A 15,430-nucleotide genomic window follows, 5' to 3' on the forward strand; every position below is an offset into this window, starting at 1 on the left:
TCCAGAATCATTCCATGTCCGCTTCCGATCCCGTCGCCAACCTGCAAACCCTCATTCGCTGCCCGTCGGTGACGCCGGCGGAGGGCGGCGCGCTGACCGCGCTCCAGGCAATGCTGGAACCGCTCGGCTTCCGGGTCGAGCGCATGGTGGCAAGCGAGCCGGGCATGGCGGACGTGGAAAACCTCTATGCCCGGATCGGCACGGAGGGCCCGCATCTAATGTTCGCCGGACACACGGATGTGGTGCCGCCGGGCGACGAGGCCTCCTGGAGCCATCCTCCCTTCGCCGCCGAGATCGCCGGCGGCGAAATTTTCGGACGCGGCGCCGTGGACATGAAGGGCGGTATCGCCTGCTTCGCCRCCGCCGTCGCAAGGCATATCGAAAAACACGGCCCGCCGAAGGGCTCCATCTCCTTCCTCATCACCGGCGACGAGGAAGGCCCCTCGGTCAACGGCACGGAAAAGCTCCTGAAATGGGCGGCCGAAAAGGGCGAGACCTGGGATGCCTGCCTGGTCGGCGAGCCCACCAATCCGGACCAGCTCGGCGACATGGTCAAGATCGGGCGGCGCGGCTCGCTTTCCGGCAAGGTCACTGTTTCCGGCGTGCAGGGTCATGCGGCCTATCCGCATCTGGCCGACAACCCGCTGCGCGGCCTTCTGCCGCTCGCCCATGCCCTGATGGACCCGCCCTTCGACGCGGGCACGGCCGATTTTCCGCCGTCCAATCTCGAGGTAACCTCGATCGACACCGGCAATCCGGCCACCAACATCATTCCGGAAAAGGCAAGTTTCGCCTTCAACATCCGCTTCAACGACACGTGGAGCGCCGAGACGCTGCAGGCGGAAATCATCCGCCGCCTCAATGCCGCGGCCGCCGACGTAACACTCAGGCCTGGCCGCGAGCCGATCAAATACCAGACCGCCTGGGGCGAGCGCCCGAGCCATGTCTTCCTGACGCGCAACAACGCGCTGATCGCCTCGCTTTCGGAGGCCGTCGAGACCGTGACTGGGCGCACGCCCAAGCTTTCGACCACCGGCGGCACCTCTGACGCACGGTTCATCAAGGACTTCTGCCCCGTCGTCGAATTCGGACTCGTCGGGCAGACGATGCACATGGTCGACGAACGCGTGGCGGTTGCCGATCTCGAAACGCTGACCCAGATTTACGGCACCTTCATCACCCGCTGGTTCGAGAATGCCCACCTATAGCGAAGTCAGGCTCTATCTCGACGGATTGTGGCTGCTCGTACGCGGAGACCCGCAGGGCTTCCGCTTCCTCGATATCTCGGATCGCGGCGTCATGCGGTCCTTCTGGGCGATCCTCTGGTGCCTGCCCGCCAGCGCCCTTTCCTGGTTCTGGTGGCGGTCGCTCTATCTCGACGGCATGCCGACGGGCACGCGCCTCGGCGGCGTGTTCTTTTTCCGGCTAGCCATGCTGGAGGTCTTCAACTGGTTCGTGCCGCTGATCCTGGCCGCGGTCCTCTGCCTGATGCTCGGCATCCAGCGCCGTTTCCCGGCGATCGTCGTCACCGTGAACTGGCTCTCCGTCCCCTTCTCCTACGCCTACGGTCTGCTCAGCCTCTGCGTGATGCTGCTTCCAGGCTTGAGGGGCGGCCTCGCTGTCATCTGGCTCGCGCTGATGCTGGCGCTGATCGTCTCGATCTCGCGAATTCTCCGGATGATCTGCGGCCCGCAGCCGCTGATGGTGGCCGCCCTCGCAACGGCGCTCATCGTGCCCGCCATGCTGATCTCGGATATCCTGGAGCGCTTCCTGGGCGTCTATCCCTTCTAGCGATCTAGACGTCTTCCGGATAATCGACCTTCATGAAATAGAGTCCCTCCGGCGGAGCGACCGGGCCGCACTCCTTGCGATCCCGCGCCTCCAGAGCCTTGCGCACGTCATCCGGCGTCATCTTGCCGTCGCCCGCCAGCTTCAGGGTGCCGGCGAAGGAGCGTATCTGGTTGTGCAGGAAACTCTGCGCCGTCGCGCGGATTTCGATGAGATCGCCGGTTCGCATCACGTCCAGCCGGTCGAGCGTGCGCACCGGGTTCGTGGCCTGGCAATGGGCCGAGCGGAAGGTGGTGAAATCGTGATGGCCGACCAACATCTGCGCGGCCGCGTGCATGGCCTCGTGGTCCAGCTCCTTCGGCACCCACCAGGCACGGTTCGCCTCCAGCGCGAGCGGCGATGGGCGGTTCAGGATACGGTAGAGATAATGCCGGCGGATCGCCGAGAAGCGGGCGTCGAAATCGTCGCCGACCGCCTGCACCTCCAGCACCGAAACCTTCTCGCGGGCCATCATCAGATGCGCGTTGAGCGCATTGCGCAGCTTGTAGGGCGCCCATTGCCGCGAAAGATCCGCATGAATGACCTGCCCCAGCGCATGGACGCCGGAATCGGTCCGTCCCGCGCCCCGGATCGAGACCTTCTCGCCCGTCAGCGAAAGGATGCCCTCCTGCAAGGCGGCCTGTACCGAATGGCCGTTTTCCTGCATCTGCCAACCGACATAGGAGGTGCCGTCATATTCGACGGTCATACGATAGCGCGGCATCAGGCAAGCCTCGTGCCGCGGGCAAGCGGCGTGCCGCGCAGGAAATCCTCCGCAGGCAGCGGCTTGCCGCCCGCCTTCTGCAGTTTCACAAGCCGGACGGCCCCTTCTCCGCAAGCGATCGTCAGTGCGTCGTCCAGAATCTCGCCGGAAACGCCCCGCCCTTCCGCTCGCTCGGATGCCAGAACCTTGATGCGCTCCGGCTTCCCACCGATCTCGGCCTCGAACCAGGCACCCGGAAAAGGCGAAAGGCCGCGAATGTGGTCATGGACTTCGCGGGATGGCCTGGAGAAATCGATGCGCGTCTCGGCCTTGTCGATCTTGGCGGCATAGAGCACGCCTTCCTCGGCCTGAGGCGTCAGCGGCAAATCGTCCGCTCCAAGCTTTTCCATCGCGTCCGCCATCGCCCTTGCACCGGCCAGCATAAGCTTGTCGTGCAATTCGCCGGCGGTCATGTTCTCCCCGATGGAAACCTCGCGGGTGAGCGCGACCGGGCCGGTATCCAGCCCCTTTTCCATCTTCATCACCATCATGCCGGTCTTCTCGTCACCGGCCATGATGGCCCGCTGGATAGGCGCCGCACCCCGCCAGCGCGGCAAAAGCGAGGCGTGGCCGTTGTAACAGCCGAGCCGCGTGCCGGTGAGGATCGCCTCCGGCAGCAACAGGCCGTAGGCCACGACGACTGCCACATCGGCATTCAGCGTTCGGAATTTCTCCCGCTCCTCCGGCTCCTTGAAGTTTACCGGCGTAAAAACCGGAATGCCGAGCAATTCGGCCGCCTGATGCACCGGCGATTTCGTGAGGTCGAGCCCGCGCCGGCCGGCCGGCCGCGGCGGCTGGGTATAGACCGCCACGATCTCATGCCCGGCCTCCTTCAGCGCCCGAAGCGTCGGCACGGAAAATTCCGGCGTACCCATGAAGATGATGCGAAGAGACATGTTGGCGCTCCCGCGAGGCTTGCGGCTTCAACGAATGCTTAGACGGCCCTTGCCTTCGCGGCCTTGGTGAACTTCTTGATGACCATCTCGCGCTTGAGCCGCGAGATGTGGTCGATGAAGAGCACGCCGTTCAGGTGGTCGATCTCGTGCTGCAGGCAGGTCGCGAGCAGGCCGTCGGCCTCCACCATGTGCTCCTTGCCGTCGCGACCGATATGTTTGACGGTCACGGTGGCAGGGCGTTCCACCTCGGCGTAGTAATCGGGGATCGACAGGCAGCCTTCCTCGTAGACCGAGCGTTCATCGGAGGACTTCACGATCTCAGGATTGATGAAGACCAGCGGCTGCTTTTCCTCGTCCTCACGCGACACGTCGATCACCAGAAGACGGCGCGGAACGCCGATCTGGATCGCCGCCAGYCCGATGCCCGGCGCGTCATACATGGTTTCCAGCATGTCGTCGGCAAGCCGCAGCACGTCGTCATCCACCTGCTCCACAGGCTTGGAGACTTGGCGAAGCAACGGGTCCGGCAGAATGATAAGAGGCTTGATCGTCATGGCCTCCCCTTAGCGCATCTTTTTTCCAGATGGAACAGGAATCGCCATGGCTTGAGCAGAAATGTTCACGTTTTGATCTTTTCCTCCGGCAAAATTCTGCTAGTCTCCCCGCATGGAAACATTCCTCGACCGCATTTCGGCAGCATTGACCGGCCTTCCCGCGAACATGATTCCGCTTGCCGCGGCTGGTCTCGTGGCGATGGTCGCCATCGTCCTGGCGTTTCATTTGAAAGGCGCGGCGCGGCGGGAACGCGAAGAAGCCGCGTTTCGCGCAGCGGAATCCGAGGCACGGCTTGGCGAACTCATGCGGCTGCAATCGGAAACGCAAGGGCGGCTTTCGGCCATGGCCGAAGCCTTGTCGGCGCGCCAGTCCGAGCTCAACCAGGCCGTCAGCCAGCGGCTCGACGGCATGAGCCACCGGCTGGGCGCCACCATCACCGAGCAGACGAAATCGACCCATGAGAACCTGCGCAGGCTGCAGGAGCGGCTTGCGGTGATCGATGCGGCGCAGAACAACATCCAGTCGCTCGCCAAGGACGTCGTCGGCCTGCAGGCGATCCTTTCCAACAAGCAGACGCGCGGCGCCTTCGGGCAAGGGCGCATGGAAGCGATCGTCGCCGACGGCCTTCCTTTCGGCGCCTACAGCTTCCAGACCCCGCTTTCCAACGGGACGCGGCCGGACTGCACCATCAAGATGCCGAACGGCGCGCCGCCGCTCGTCATCGACGCCAAGTTTCCTCTCGAAGCCTGGAACGCCTTTCGCGAGGCGGCTGCTCCGGAAGCGCGGCGTGCGGCCTCGCAACAGTTCCGGCGCGATCTCGAAGTGCATATCCGCGATATCGCCGAGAAATATCTGCTTGCCGGCGAAACGCAGGAGATGGCCTTCCTCTTCGTGCCCTCGGAATCGATCTTTGCGGAGATCCACGAGCATTTCGAGGCGGTCGTGCAGAAGGCGCAGCGCTCCCGCGTGGTGATCGTCTCGCCCTCGCTGCTGATGCTGTCGATACAGGTGATCCAGGCGGTGCTGAAGGACCAGCGCATGCGCGAACAGGCCCATCTCATCCAGGGCGAAGTGGCTCTCCTGATGGAGGACCTTGGCCGGCTCGACGAGCGCACCCGGAAGCTCCAGGGACATTTCTTCGCGGCGCAAAAGGATGTCGAGCAGATCCTCACCTCCTCCGAAAAGCTCAACCGGCGCGGAGCCAAGATCGGCATGCTGGAACTCGAGCCTCCCGCCGAGTCGGAGAAGGCGGCCGAAAAGCCGCCGATGCGCGCCGTCGAGAGCAGGACCGGCCTCTTGAAGCTCCGGGTAGTTGACGAGGAGTGATGCTCTCGGGCAGTGTCTCGCGCACTTCAACAGCAGGCAGGCCCTCATGATCACCGTCCTCGGCTCCATCAACATGGATCTCATCGCTTCCACCGAACGCCTGCCGAAGCCGGGAGAAACGGTTGCCGGGTCGAATTTCTCCACCGCCRCCGGCGGCAAGGGCGCCAATCAGGCGCTGGCCGCCCGCCGCGCCGGAAGCCAGGTGGCGATGGCAGGCGCCGTCGGGAAGGATGGCTTTGCAGATCCGGCGCTTGCCCTTCTCGATGAAGCGGGCGTCGATCTTTCCTCCGTCCGGCGCATGGAGGAACCCACCGGTACCGCGCTGATCCTCGTCGGCGGAACGGGCGAGAACATGATTGCCGTCGTGCCGGGCGCCAACGGCACGGTGCGCGAGGAGCAGGCGATCGCAGCGGTCGAGGCCATGCAGAAGGGCGATATCCTGATGCTGCAGCTTGAAATTCCGGCCACGGCGGTTGAGGCCACGCTCAAGGCCGCTAGGAACAAGGGCGTGCTCACCGTCATCAACACTGCGCCGCTCACGGCAGAGGCGGAGCGGCTTGCGCGCCTCGCCGATATTGTCATCGCCAACGAGACCGAATTCGAGCTCTTGACCGGCAAATCCGTTTCCGATCGGAATGCACGGGAAGCGGCGCTTCGGGCACGGCATGACGAGACGGGGCAGACCCTGGTGGTGACGCTCGGCGCCGAAGGCGTCGTCGCCATTCGCGACGGCAGCATCTTCACGGCCGAGGGCCTGAAGATCGAACCGGTCGACACCGTCGGCGCCGGTGACACCTTCTGCGGCTATCTCGCGGCCGGCCTCGAACAGGGGCTCGATTTCGCCGCGGCGCTGCGCCGGGCGGCTGTCGCCGGTTCTCTTGCCTGCCTCACGCGCGGCGCACAGCCGTCGATCCCGCTTGCGGCGGATGTTCAGGTGCGAATGTAAGGCACCCTGCGCCTCCCGGTTCTTCGGGGTTTTATGCAAATTTAAGACATCCCCACTAGCGTCGCCATCGATCGCCGCGACGGCCTCGTCATGCCCGCGGCACCGGCTCCATGAAGGGGCGGCACCCTCCGCCGTTTCCGGCATTTCCCCGCAGCCCTTTCATGAGGCGACGATGTTTCCGTTGCAGATCAGATCCCTTTCCACCAAACTCATCCTGGTGACCGGCGTTGCGATCGCCTTTCTCCTGATCGTTTCCAACCTCTATCTCATTCTCCAGACCCGCGAGCGCATCTCCGCGCTGACGCTCGATCAGGCCAAGGCCGAAGCGCAGGCCATCGCGAACGACATCGCCGCTGAAATCGGCCAGATCGCCGGGTCAGCCCGTTCGATGGCGGGAATGATCGGTAAGGCGCATGAAGGCAGGCGGCTCGATCGCAAGGGCTACATGGACATCCTGAAGGCAAATCTGGAACAGAACAGCTTTGCCTTCGGCAGCTGGTTCGGCGAAAAGCCGAGGGCCTTCGACCGCCTCAACGACGACCTGATCGGCAGGACGGATTTCGGCGGGAACAAGAAGGGCGAGTTCGCCCCCTATTGGACGAGGAACAAGGCCGGCGAGATAAGCCTCTCTACGTTCGAACACGATCCGGAGGCCGAGTGGTACAAGCTTGCCGCCACCTCGATGAAGGGAGCGCTGACGCGGCCCTATATCGAAAATTCGACCGGCGAGAACAATGCGATGACATCGATCGCTTATCCGGTCGTGTCGAAGGGCGAACTGGTCGGCGTCACGGGTATCGACATCTCGCTTACGACGCTGTCGCAGAAGCTGATAGCCCTGCGTCCCTTCGGCGAAGGACGGGTAACGCTTCTTTCGCAGGATGGCAGCTGGCTCGTTTCGCCGATCGAAGACATCCTGATGAAGCCCTATGACGGCGAGGGCTCCGATGTCATCAAGTCGACGCTGACGAGYCTCAAGCCCGGCATCATCGAGGATCTCACCTTCGACGGGCATCCTCCCTTCGACAGGCTGGTCTATCCGTTCACTCTTCCTGATCTGAACACCAACTGGATCGTTCTGGTTGATATTCCCCATTCCGCGATCAACGTGCCGGTCAACGAGCAGACCTATGTCATGGTCCTCGGCGGGCTTGCCGTTCTGGCCGCCGTCGTGATGGCGCTTTACTTCGCGACGAGAAGCTTCGTCGCGAAGCCGATCTCCGGGCTGGTGACCGGCGTGAATCGGCTCAGCGATGGCGACTATGAGACGCCCGTGCAAGGCCAGGACCGTGCCGATGAACTGGGCGCCGTCGCAAAGGCATTGGAAGGTTTCCGCTTCGCCTTGGCGGATACCCAGCGGGTACAGGCGGAAGCCGACACTCAGCGCCATGCCGCGGAAACGGAGCGGAACCGCTCGGAAGCAGAGCGCGAAGCCATCGCCCATGAGCAGGCGCACATCGTCGCCGTTCTGGCGAATGGTCTCGCCCAGCTTTCCAACGGCAATCTCGGCTATCGCATCGAGGACGACTTCCCCGGCGAATACGCCAAGCTGAAGGTGGATTTCAACCAGGCGCTTACCAGCCTCGAGGAAACCATCGCCACCGTCAGCGCCACGGTGCACAGCATCGGCAACGGCACGGCGGAGATCACCGGCAGCGCCGAAGATCTCTCCCGCCGCACCGAACAGCAGGCGGCAAGCCTCGAAGAGACCGCCGCCGCCCTCAATGAGCTGACGGCTCAGGTCAATTCGAGCGCCGAAAACGCCCGCTCCGCGGCCTCCACGGTCGATCTGGCCTGCGGCGATGCGGAAAAGTCCGGCGAAGTGGTGCAGAAAGCGGTCGCCTCCATGCAGGGGATCGCCCAATCCTCGCAGGAGATTTCCCGCATCATCGGCGTGATCGACGACATCGCCTTCCAGACCAATCTCTTGGCGCTGAACGCGGGCGTGGAAGCCGCCCGCGCCGGCGAGGCAGGCAAGGGTTTCGCCGTAGTCGCCCAGGAAGTGCGCGAACTCGCGCAGCGCTCCGCCAATGCCGCCAAGGAGATCAAGGGGCTTATCAACGCGTCGGCAAGCCAGGTCAGCGAGGGTGTGGAACTGGTCGGCAAGTCGGGCGACACGCTGCAGAAGATCGCCGTCCAGGTCATGCAGATCAACGGCCTGATCCGGCAAATCTCCGCCTCCGCCAGCGAACAGGCGACGGGTCTCAAGGAGATCAACGCTGCCGTCAACCAGATGGACCAGGTCACCCAGCAGAACGCCGCGATGGTGGAGGAAACCACGGCCGCCAGCACGGTGTTGCGCGGCGAAGCGGAAAACCTGAAGTCGCTCGTGGCCCGCTTCCGCATTTCCGGTCAGGCAGGGCCGGCGCAAACGGATGTGCAAGGGCTGCGACGCATGGCCGAGACCATGCGGTCACCGGGCCCGGTCCAGGCCAGGGCGCCGCGCGCCAAGCCCGCGCAACCGGCCGTTCAGGGTGCGAATGCGCTTTCCGCCGATGACTGGGAAGAGTTCTGATATTTCCCATGATCAACCGAAAAAGCCGTCGGGAGACCGGCGGCTTTTTTTCATGGGGCAACAATGTCTCCCTGGGCGCCCTACAGCCTGCCGACGCGTTCCGTCAGCAACTCGAAGAAGCCTTCGGCATCGACATCGCGCATGACGCGGGCATTGGCCTTGCGGCCGGTAACGCGCCACCAGTCGACCACCGTCATGCCGGCCGTCAGCTCGGAGCCGGTCTCGATCTCCACATTGCACTCGCGGCCGGAGAAAAGCTCCGGCTTCAGAAGATAGGCAACCACGCTCGGATCATGCAGCGGCCCGCCGTCCGAGCCGTACTTCTCCACGTCGAAGCGCTCGAAGAAGGCGAGCCAATCGACCAGAACCTGGGCCGGCCGAGTGCCGAGTGCTGCGATCTTCGCGACCCGGTCCTTCTTGGTCAGCAACTGATGGGTCACGTCGAGCGGCATCATCACGATCGGTATGCCAGACGCAAAGACGATCTTGGCCGCCTCCGGATCGACATAGATGTTGAACTCGGCGGCCGGTGTGATGTTGCCGCCTTCGAAGAATCCGCCGCCCATCATCACCAGTTCACGAATACGCGGCGCAATGTCCGGCGCCTTCTCGAGCGCGAGCGCCACATTGGTGAGCGGCCCGAGCGTGCAGAGCGTCACCGTTCCTTCCGGCTCCCGCCGCAGCGTCTCGATAATGAAATCGACCGCATGGGTCTCCTTAACCGCCATGGTGGGTTCGGGCAGTTCGGCGCCGTCGAGGCCGGTCCGGCCGTGGACATGTTCGGCGGTCACCTGCGGCCGCGCGATGGGCTTTTCGGCGCCTTCATAAACCGCGGCGTCGGAACGTCCGCAAAGCTCGCAGACGATGCGCAGGTTGCGGCTCGTGAAACTCAAGGGAACATTGCCGGCGACCGYCGTCAGGCCGAGCACGTCCAGCTCGTCCGGGCTTGCGAAAGCAAGCATAATGGCAGCCGCATCGTCCTGCCCCGGATCGGTATCGATGATGATTTTCCTACGCTCTGCCATGCGTCAGCCCCTGTTTTCTCCGCTGGCTTGTTGGAGCCTCGGCCCATCGCTTGTCAAGTGTGTGCCCGCGTCGGCATGACGCAAGGCCGGGCAGGCTGCCGGCGCGGCAGACTTCTTGCGATCGGCCGCTCAACTCCCATATACAGGAAAAGTTCGTGCGCCGTTCCAGGGCGCGGACATGGTCGCTTGAATACAAGGACTGACGATGAGCCGAATGACGCCATTCGCGAGCCCGCTGCTCCTGGGCTTCRACGCCATGGAAAAGACCCTGGAGCGTCTCGCCAAAGCCAATGACGGCTATCCTCCCTACAATATCGAGCGCATCCATGCGGACAGCTCGGGCGCGCCGGAACGGTTGCGCATCACCCTTGCCGTTGCCGGTTTCTCCGAAGAAGAGCTCGATGTGACGGTGGAGGAAAACCAGCTCCTCATCCGCGGGCGCCAGACCGACCAGCTGGAACGGGACTATCTCTATCGCGGTATTGCCGCCCGCCAGTTCCAGCGCGTTTTCGTCCTTGCGGATGGCATGCAGGTTTCCGGCGCGCGGCTCAGAAACGGTCTTCTCTCCGTCGATCTCACCCGCCCGGAACCGGCGCGGATGGTGCGAAAAATTAACATTTCCGTCTCAAAGTAGGCCAACGGCGTGAATGCCGTTGCGCCCTCAATACTGGAGGCTGGAATGCTCCTGAAAGAAGCGACTTCGCGTTTGACGCAGTCCGAACTTGCTCATCTCGGCACCGGGGAAGTCGGATATATCCGCAAGATACGGTCGGAAGATGTTTCCCGTTGCTTTCCCGAAGCACCCGAAATCGACCCGAATCTCGACCTCTGGGCCCTGTTCGGCGCCGATGGCACGCCGATCCTTTTGACCGACAACCGCTCCAGCACCTTTTTCAAGGCGGCTGAAGACGAGCTGAAGACCGTCAGCCTGCACTGACGGAAAACTTCGCTCAAACCTTGCGGAAGGTCAGGTAGGCGGAGGAGCGGCCTTCGCGCCGGGCCTTGGCTTCGTAACGGGTTCCGGGCCAGCCCGCGAACGGCGTCAGCCAGTCGGAAGCCTGTTCGGCCGTCCATTCGAAACCGCCGTGATCGCGGCAATGGATCAGCGTCCAGTTGACGTAGGTGTCGATGTCGGACGCGAACAGGAACAGGCCGCCGGGCTTCAGGACCCGATGGAAGCGATCCAGATTGACCTGCGAGACGAACCGCCGCTTCCAGTGTTTCCGCTTCGGCCATGGATCGGGATAAAGCAAGTCGATCCGGTCCAACGAACCCTCCGGCAGCCAGTCCAGAACCTGGGTCGCATCGTCGTCGTAGAGACGGATATTCCTCAAACCGAGTTCATCGACGCGCGTCAGCAGCTTGGCCATCGAATTGACGAATGGCTCCACCCCGATAAAGCCCGTGTTGCGGCTCTCGGACGCGCGGTGGATCAGATGCTCGCCTCCGCCGAAGCCGATTTCCAGCCGTACCTCCTCCACCGGGATGGGAAACAGCTCCTCGAGCCTTGCCGGTGCCGGCGCGTTGAGATCGAGTTTCAGGGCCGGAAGCAGCGAGGCGAGATATTCGGCCTGCCGTTCCCGCAGCGGTTTGCCCTTGCGGCGTCCGAAGAAGGCTTCGGTCGAGCGGCTCGGGTGCTGCTGTTCGGTCATCGGCGGTTCTTTCATGACAAAAGCGGGCGTCTCGATCAGAGGCACCCGCTTTACAGTTTTATTGGCGCGTCCGTAAAGGGCGATCAGGCCGCCTTCTTCAGCGTCTCGGCCTTGAGCGCTTCCTTCAGCGGCTTAACGAGATCCACCTTCTCCCAGGAGAAGGAACCGTCGCGGCCCGCTTTGCGGCCGAAATGGCCGTAAGCCGACGTCTTGGCATAGATCGGCTTGTTGAGGTCGAGGTGACGGCGGATGCCCGATGGCGACAGGTCCATGACCTTACGGATCGCGGCCTCGATCTGGTCTTCGGTGACGTCCTTGCCTGTGCCGTGCAGATCGACATAGATCGACAGCGGCTGCGCGATGCCGATCGCATAGGAAAGCTGGATCGTGCAGCGGTCGGCGAGACCGGCAGCGACGACGTTCTTCGCCAGATAACGGGCGGCATAGGCGGCCGAACGGTCGACCTTGGTCGTATCCTTGCCGGAGAAAGCGCCTCCGCCATGCGGGGCCGCGCCGCCATAGGTATCGACGATGATCTTGCGGCCGGTGAGGCCGGCATCGCCGTCAGGACCGCCGATCACGAACTTGCCGGTGGGATTGATGTACCACTTGCAATCCTCGGCGATCTTCAGGTCGCCAAGCGCCTCGTGAATATAGGGCTCGACAACGGAGCGGACCTTCTTCGAATCCCAGCTATCATCGAGATGCTGAGTCGAAAGCACGATCGAGTCCACGCAGGACGGCTTGCCCTTTTCGTAGCGGACCGTCACCTGGCTCTTGGCGTCCGGCCCGAGCTTGGCGGCATCGCCCTCGCCCTTCTTGCGGGCGGCGGCAAGCAGCTGAAGGATCTTGTGGGAATAGTAGATCGGCGCCGGCATGAGATCCGGCGTCTCCTTGCAGGCATAACCGAACATGATGCCCTGATCGCCGGCGCCCTCGTCGCCCTGCCTGTCGGCCGCGCTGTCCACGCCCTGCGCGATATCGGCCGACTGGGAATGCAGGAGAACGTCGATCTTCGCCGTCTTCCAGTGGAAGCCATCCTGTTCGTAGCCGATGTCGCGGATCGCCTTGCGTGCCGCGGACTTGAACTTGGCGGGATTGATAACGTCCTTACCGTTCTTGTCCTTCTTCATCAGGCTCGGCGGARGGCGAACCTCGCCGGCGATGACGACACGATTGGTGGTGGCAAGCGTCTCGCAGGCGATGCGGACAGTCCAGGGATCGATGCCGGTCTTTGCGGCTTYGCGGTAAACCAGATCGACGATTTCATCGGAGATACGGTCACAAACCTTGTCCGGATGGCCTTCGGCAACGGACTCGCTGGTGAACAGGTAGCTTGGGCGCATTGCGGGATTCCCCTCAAAGAATAGGCCGCCCTTGTGTAGTAAGTTCGCGCCTCAAAGACAAGCGTACAACGACATAAATATATCTTTATGCCTAGAAACGTCTGCTATATTCGGCCGCGAGCGCGCAACAAAAAAGCGGCCCGGAGGCCGCTTTCTGTCCAAAGTCCCGAAGGAGCCGGAAAATCACTCCACGTCGGCATCCGCCGCGAGCGCCTTCACGAGGTCGACCACACGCCGCCGAACCTTCGGATCGGAAATCTTCACGAAGGCGCGGTTGAGCTGCAGGCCCTCGGCCGAGGAGAGGAAATCCACGACGTAGTTCGAGCTCGAGGCCTCCGCCATGCCGCCCTGCGCGCCGGACTGGTCGCCCGGAGCATCCTCGAAGAAGAAGGAAACCGGGACGTTCAGTATGCTGGAGATGTTCTGCAGCCGGCTCGCACCCACGCGGTTGGTGCCCTTCTCGTACTTCTGAATCTGCTGGAAGGTGATGCCGAGGCTTTCGCCCAGCTTTTCCTGGCTCATTCCGAGCATGGTACGACGAAGACGGATCCGGCTACCGACATGAATGTCGATCGGGTTCGGCTTCTTCTTGTTCTCAATCATCTCGATGTCCTGCGAAGTTGCTTGTTAATCCCCAACCCGGTCTGCGTGTGGAAGATGTATTTCTTGCGGCGTCACTACAGACACCTCCGTTTTCAGCCTAGGCCGGACGGAAGGTTTTTCCACTATGCATTTTTAGGGTTTTTCGGTCAATTCTTACTAAAATTAAAACCAACACGCGAAAAAACTGCAATCAATGCCAGAACCAGCGATATCAACCAGAAGTGATCCTGACGTGTGAAGTTTTGCTGATCTGAACGCATTTCGCGTGCAATGGTTGCATCTATCACACCCTTGTGATTGAAATCCAGTCCATCAACAACCCGCCCAAGTGGATCGATGGCGGCGGAAATGCCGCTATTGRCCGCCCGGATCAGAGGCAATCCCGTCTCGATCGCCCGTATGYGCGCCTGCTGAAAGTGCTGGTAGGGACCCGGCGTCTCTCCGAACCAGGCATCGTTGGTGATGTTGAGAAGGGCATTGGCGCGCTGGATTTCAGGCCCTATCTCCTCCGGAAAGATCGCCTCGTAACAGATCAGCGGGTAGAAGACCTGGCCGTCCGGCAGGGTCAGGAGCGAACGCTGGGAGGCCGCGGTGAAGCCGCCGGGCAAGGCAATCAGATTGTCGATCCCGAAACCGCGCAAGATGTTTTCGTAAGGCACGTATTCGCCGAAAGGGGTGAGATGCACCTTGTCGGAGGCGGCGACGATCTGGCCGTTGCTGTCGATCACATAGACGGAATTGTAGTAGCGCGGCGTCAGTCCCGCACCCGCGTCCTCCGCCCGCACCGCCCCGGTAATCAGGATCTGCCCATCCTGCAGCATGTCTGCAATGCGGGTCAGCGCGTCCTGGCTCCGAGTGAGGAGGAAGGGCACCGAGGTTTCAGGCCAGACGATGATGTCCGGGCGCTTGCCGCCATTTTGGGGCGGCAGGACCGAGAGAGCCAGATGCTCCTCGAAAATCGCGGCCCGATCGCCGTTCTCCAGCTTGCGGGACTGATCGATCACTGGCTGCACCAGGCGGACGACCGTCTGTCCTTCCGGCGGAATCGAAGCGGTGGCGTCCGCCTCCGTCAGGCGCCAGGCGCCGTAGCCGAGATGGGCGCACAGGAGTAGCCCTGCGAGGACGAGTCCGATGCGCATGCCCCTGCGTGTTCCGATCAATGCGGGCGCGGAAAAAACGAAGACGGCAAAAGCCGAAACGCCGAAAATGCCTATGACGCCCGCCGATTGCATCATCAGCGGCATCGGCATGGCTCCGTAGCCGACGGCGTTCCATGGAAAGCCGGTGGCGAGAAAGCTGCGCAGCCATTCGGCGATACCGAAAGCGGCCGCAAGCGCGGCGATGCGCCCCATGCCGTCCGACCAGAGAAGGCGGGCGATCGCCGCCGCCAAGCCGTAAAAAAGCGCCAGGAAAGCCGGCAGCCCCAGGATGGCGAGAGGCAGCGCCCAGGCGAACTCATCCGCCTCTATCAGCAGCGCATTGCCGAGCCACCAAAGCCCGGCCACGAAGTATCCGAGGCCGAAAAGCCAGCCGAGCACGAAGGCGGACCGGAGACGGGAAAGATAGCCACCGTCCGGATTGCCGGTCGTCCCGTCCATCAGCCAGACGAGCAGGGTGAAGGAGACAAAGAGGGCGGCGAAAAATCCGAAGGGTGGCAAGGCAAGCGCGCCGAACGCTCCAGCGGCTATGGCCAAAAGAGCACGGGGCCAGCCCCATAGAAGCATGATCCTGCCCGCCAGCCGCTCCATGGAAATTCCCCTATTGCCCCGAATCAGCCGCCGCAGTCTTTCAAAAAACGACTGACTTGTCAGTGAGGTGAAAAAGCACTGCGGTTTGGAAGCATGACAGGCGGCAGAGCCTGCCCCTCATCCGGCTGCCGCCACCTTCTCCCCGTAAAACGGGGAGAATGACCCAAGCCGCACGCTCCGGTCCCCTCTCCCCGTCTGCGGCGAGAGGCTAGGGTGAGGGGCAAATCG

At 62.8% G+C, this 15,430-nt stretch carries 15 protein-coding genes; 7 read left to right on the top strand and 8 right to left on the bottom strand.

Annotated features, from left to right (window positions below; translation table 11 throughout):
* Window positions 1–14 precede the first annotated feature (14 nt).
* Both dapE and LCM4573_RS06410 read left to right on the top strand, forming a co-directional pair.
* Window positions 15–1,208 (top strand): succinyl-diaminopimelate desuccinylase, encoded by a 1,194-nt coding sequence (gene dapE / locus LCM4573_RS06405; protein ID WP_071005431.1) that lies wholly within the window; start codon window positions 15–17, stop codon window positions 1,206–1,208.
* A complete protein-coding gene (locus LCM4573_RS06410) occupies window positions 1,195–1,791 on the top strand; it encodes a hypothetical protein (protein ID WP_071005432.1) in 597 nt (198 codons plus the stop codon). The genes dapE and LCM4573_RS06410 overlap by 14 nt, the downstream gene beginning before the upstream one ends.
* Before the next feature lie 4 nt (window positions 1,792–1,795).
* On the opposite strand, the gene truA is transcribed toward LCM4573_RS06410, so the two are convergent.
* The 3 genes from truA to def are packed head-to-tail and all read right to left on the bottom strand — an operon-like array spanning window position 1,796 to window position 4,040.
* A complete protein-coding gene (truA, locus tag LCM4573_RS06415) occupies window positions 1,796–2,551 on the bottom strand; it encodes a tRNA pseudouridine(38-40) synthase TruA (protein ID WP_071005433.1) in 756 nt (251 codons plus the stop codon).
* Complete coding sequence (gene fmt, locus LCM4573_RS06420) at window positions 2,551–3,486, bottom strand: methionyl-tRNA formyltransferase (RefSeq protein ID WP_071005434.1); 936 nt, start codon at window positions 3,484–3,486, stop codon at window positions 2,551–2,553. The genes truA and fmt overlap by 1 nt, the downstream gene beginning before the upstream one ends.
* 38 nt (window positions 3,487–3,524) lie before the next feature.
* Window positions 3,525–4,040 carry a peptide deformylase gene (gene def, locus LCM4573_RS06425; RefSeq protein ID WP_071005435.1) on the bottom strand — a complete coding sequence of 172 codons (516 nt, stop codon included), beginning with the start codon at window positions 4,038–4,040 and terminating at the stop codon, window positions 3,525–3,527.
* 112 nt (window positions 4,041–4,152) lie between these two features.
* Between def and LCM4573_RS06430 the strand changes: the two genes are divergently transcribed.
* The 3 genes from LCM4573_RS06430 (at window position 4,153) to LCM4573_RS06440 (ending at window position 8,828) form a co-directional block, all read left to right on the top strand.
* A complete protein-coding gene (locus LCM4573_RS06430) occupies window positions 4,153–5,367 on the top strand; it encodes a DNA recombination protein RmuC (protein ID WP_071005436.1) in 1,215 nt (404 codons plus the stop codon).
* A 46-nt stretch (window positions 5,368–5,413) separates the two neighbouring features.
* The gene (locus tag LCM4573_RS06435; RefSeq protein ID WP_071005437.1) at window positions 5,414–6,313 is read left to right on the top strand and encodes a ribokinase; all 900 of its coding nucleotides are present in this window, start codon (window positions 5,414–5,416) and stop codon (window positions 6,311–6,313) included.
* A gap of 172 nt (window positions 6,314–6,485) precedes the next feature.
* Entirely contained in the window at window positions 6,486–8,828 is a 2,343-nt protein-coding gene (locus LCM4573_RS06440) for a methyl-accepting chemotaxis protein (RefSeq protein ID WP_071005438.1), read from the top strand.
* Between the two features lie 80 nt (window positions 8,829–8,908).
* Here LCM4573_RS06440 and LCM4573_RS06445 read toward each other — a convergent pair whose 3' ends face one another.
* Complete coding sequence (locus LCM4573_RS06445) at window positions 8,909–9,853, bottom strand: nucleoside hydrolase (protein WP_071005439.1); 945 nt, start codon at window positions 9,851–9,853, stop codon at window positions 8,909–8,911.
* Between the two features lie 205 nt (window positions 9,854–10,058).
* On the opposite strand from LCM4573_RS06445, the gene LCM4573_RS06450 reads away from it, so the two are divergent.
* Both LCM4573_RS06450 and LCM4573_RS06455 read left to right on the top strand, forming a co-directional pair.
* Window positions 10,059–10,487, top strand: coding sequence for an Hsp20 family protein (locus tag LCM4573_RS06450; protein WP_071005440.1), 429 nt, complete (start codon window positions 10,059–10,061; stop codon window positions 10,485–10,487).
* A 45-nt stretch (window positions 10,488–10,532) separates the two neighbouring features.
* Complete coding sequence (locus tag LCM4573_RS06455) at window positions 10,533–10,790, top strand: DUF1150 family protein (RefSeq protein ID WP_046794104.1); 258 nt, start codon at window positions 10,533–10,535, stop codon at window positions 10,788–10,790.
* 13 nt (window positions 10,791–10,803) lie between these two features.
* Here LCM4573_RS06455 and LCM4573_RS06460 read toward each other — a convergent pair whose 3' ends face one another.
* The 4 genes from LCM4573_RS06460 to lnt form a co-directional block, all read right to left on the bottom strand.
* Window positions 10,804–11,505 (bottom strand): tRNA (guanosine(46)-N(7))-methyltransferase TrmB, encoded by a 702-nt coding sequence (locus tag LCM4573_RS06460; protein WP_071005519.1) that lies wholly within the window; start codon window positions 11,503–11,505, stop codon window positions 10,804–10,806.
* 83 nt (window positions 11,506–11,588) lie between these two features.
* Window positions 11,589–12,851 carry a methionine adenosyltransferase gene (metK, locus tag LCM4573_RS06465; protein ID WP_071005441.1) on the bottom strand — a complete coding sequence of 421 codons (1,263 nt, stop codon included), beginning with the start codon at window positions 12,849–12,851 and terminating at the stop codon, window positions 11,589–11,591.
* A 183-nt stretch (window positions 12,852–13,034) separates the two neighbouring features.
* Window positions 13,035–13,454 (bottom strand): helix-turn-helix domain-containing protein, encoded by a 420-nt coding sequence (locus LCM4573_RS06470; RefSeq protein ID WP_071005442.1) that lies wholly within the window; start codon window positions 13,452–13,454, stop codon window positions 13,035–13,037.
* A gap of 146 nt (window positions 13,455–13,600) precedes the next feature.
* Complete coding sequence (gene lnt, locus LCM4573_RS06475) at window positions 13,601–15,202, bottom strand: apolipoprotein N-acyltransferase (protein WP_071005443.1); 1,602 nt, start codon at window positions 15,200–15,202, stop codon at window positions 13,601–13,603.
* Window positions 15,203–15,430 lie beyond the last annotated feature (228 nt).

This window comes from Rhizobium sp. LCM 4573, from assembly GCF_001854865.1.
In the GTDB taxonomy this organism is placed as follows: domain Bacteria; phylum Pseudomonadota; class Alphaproteobacteria; order Rhizobiales; family Rhizobiaceae; genus Neorhizobium.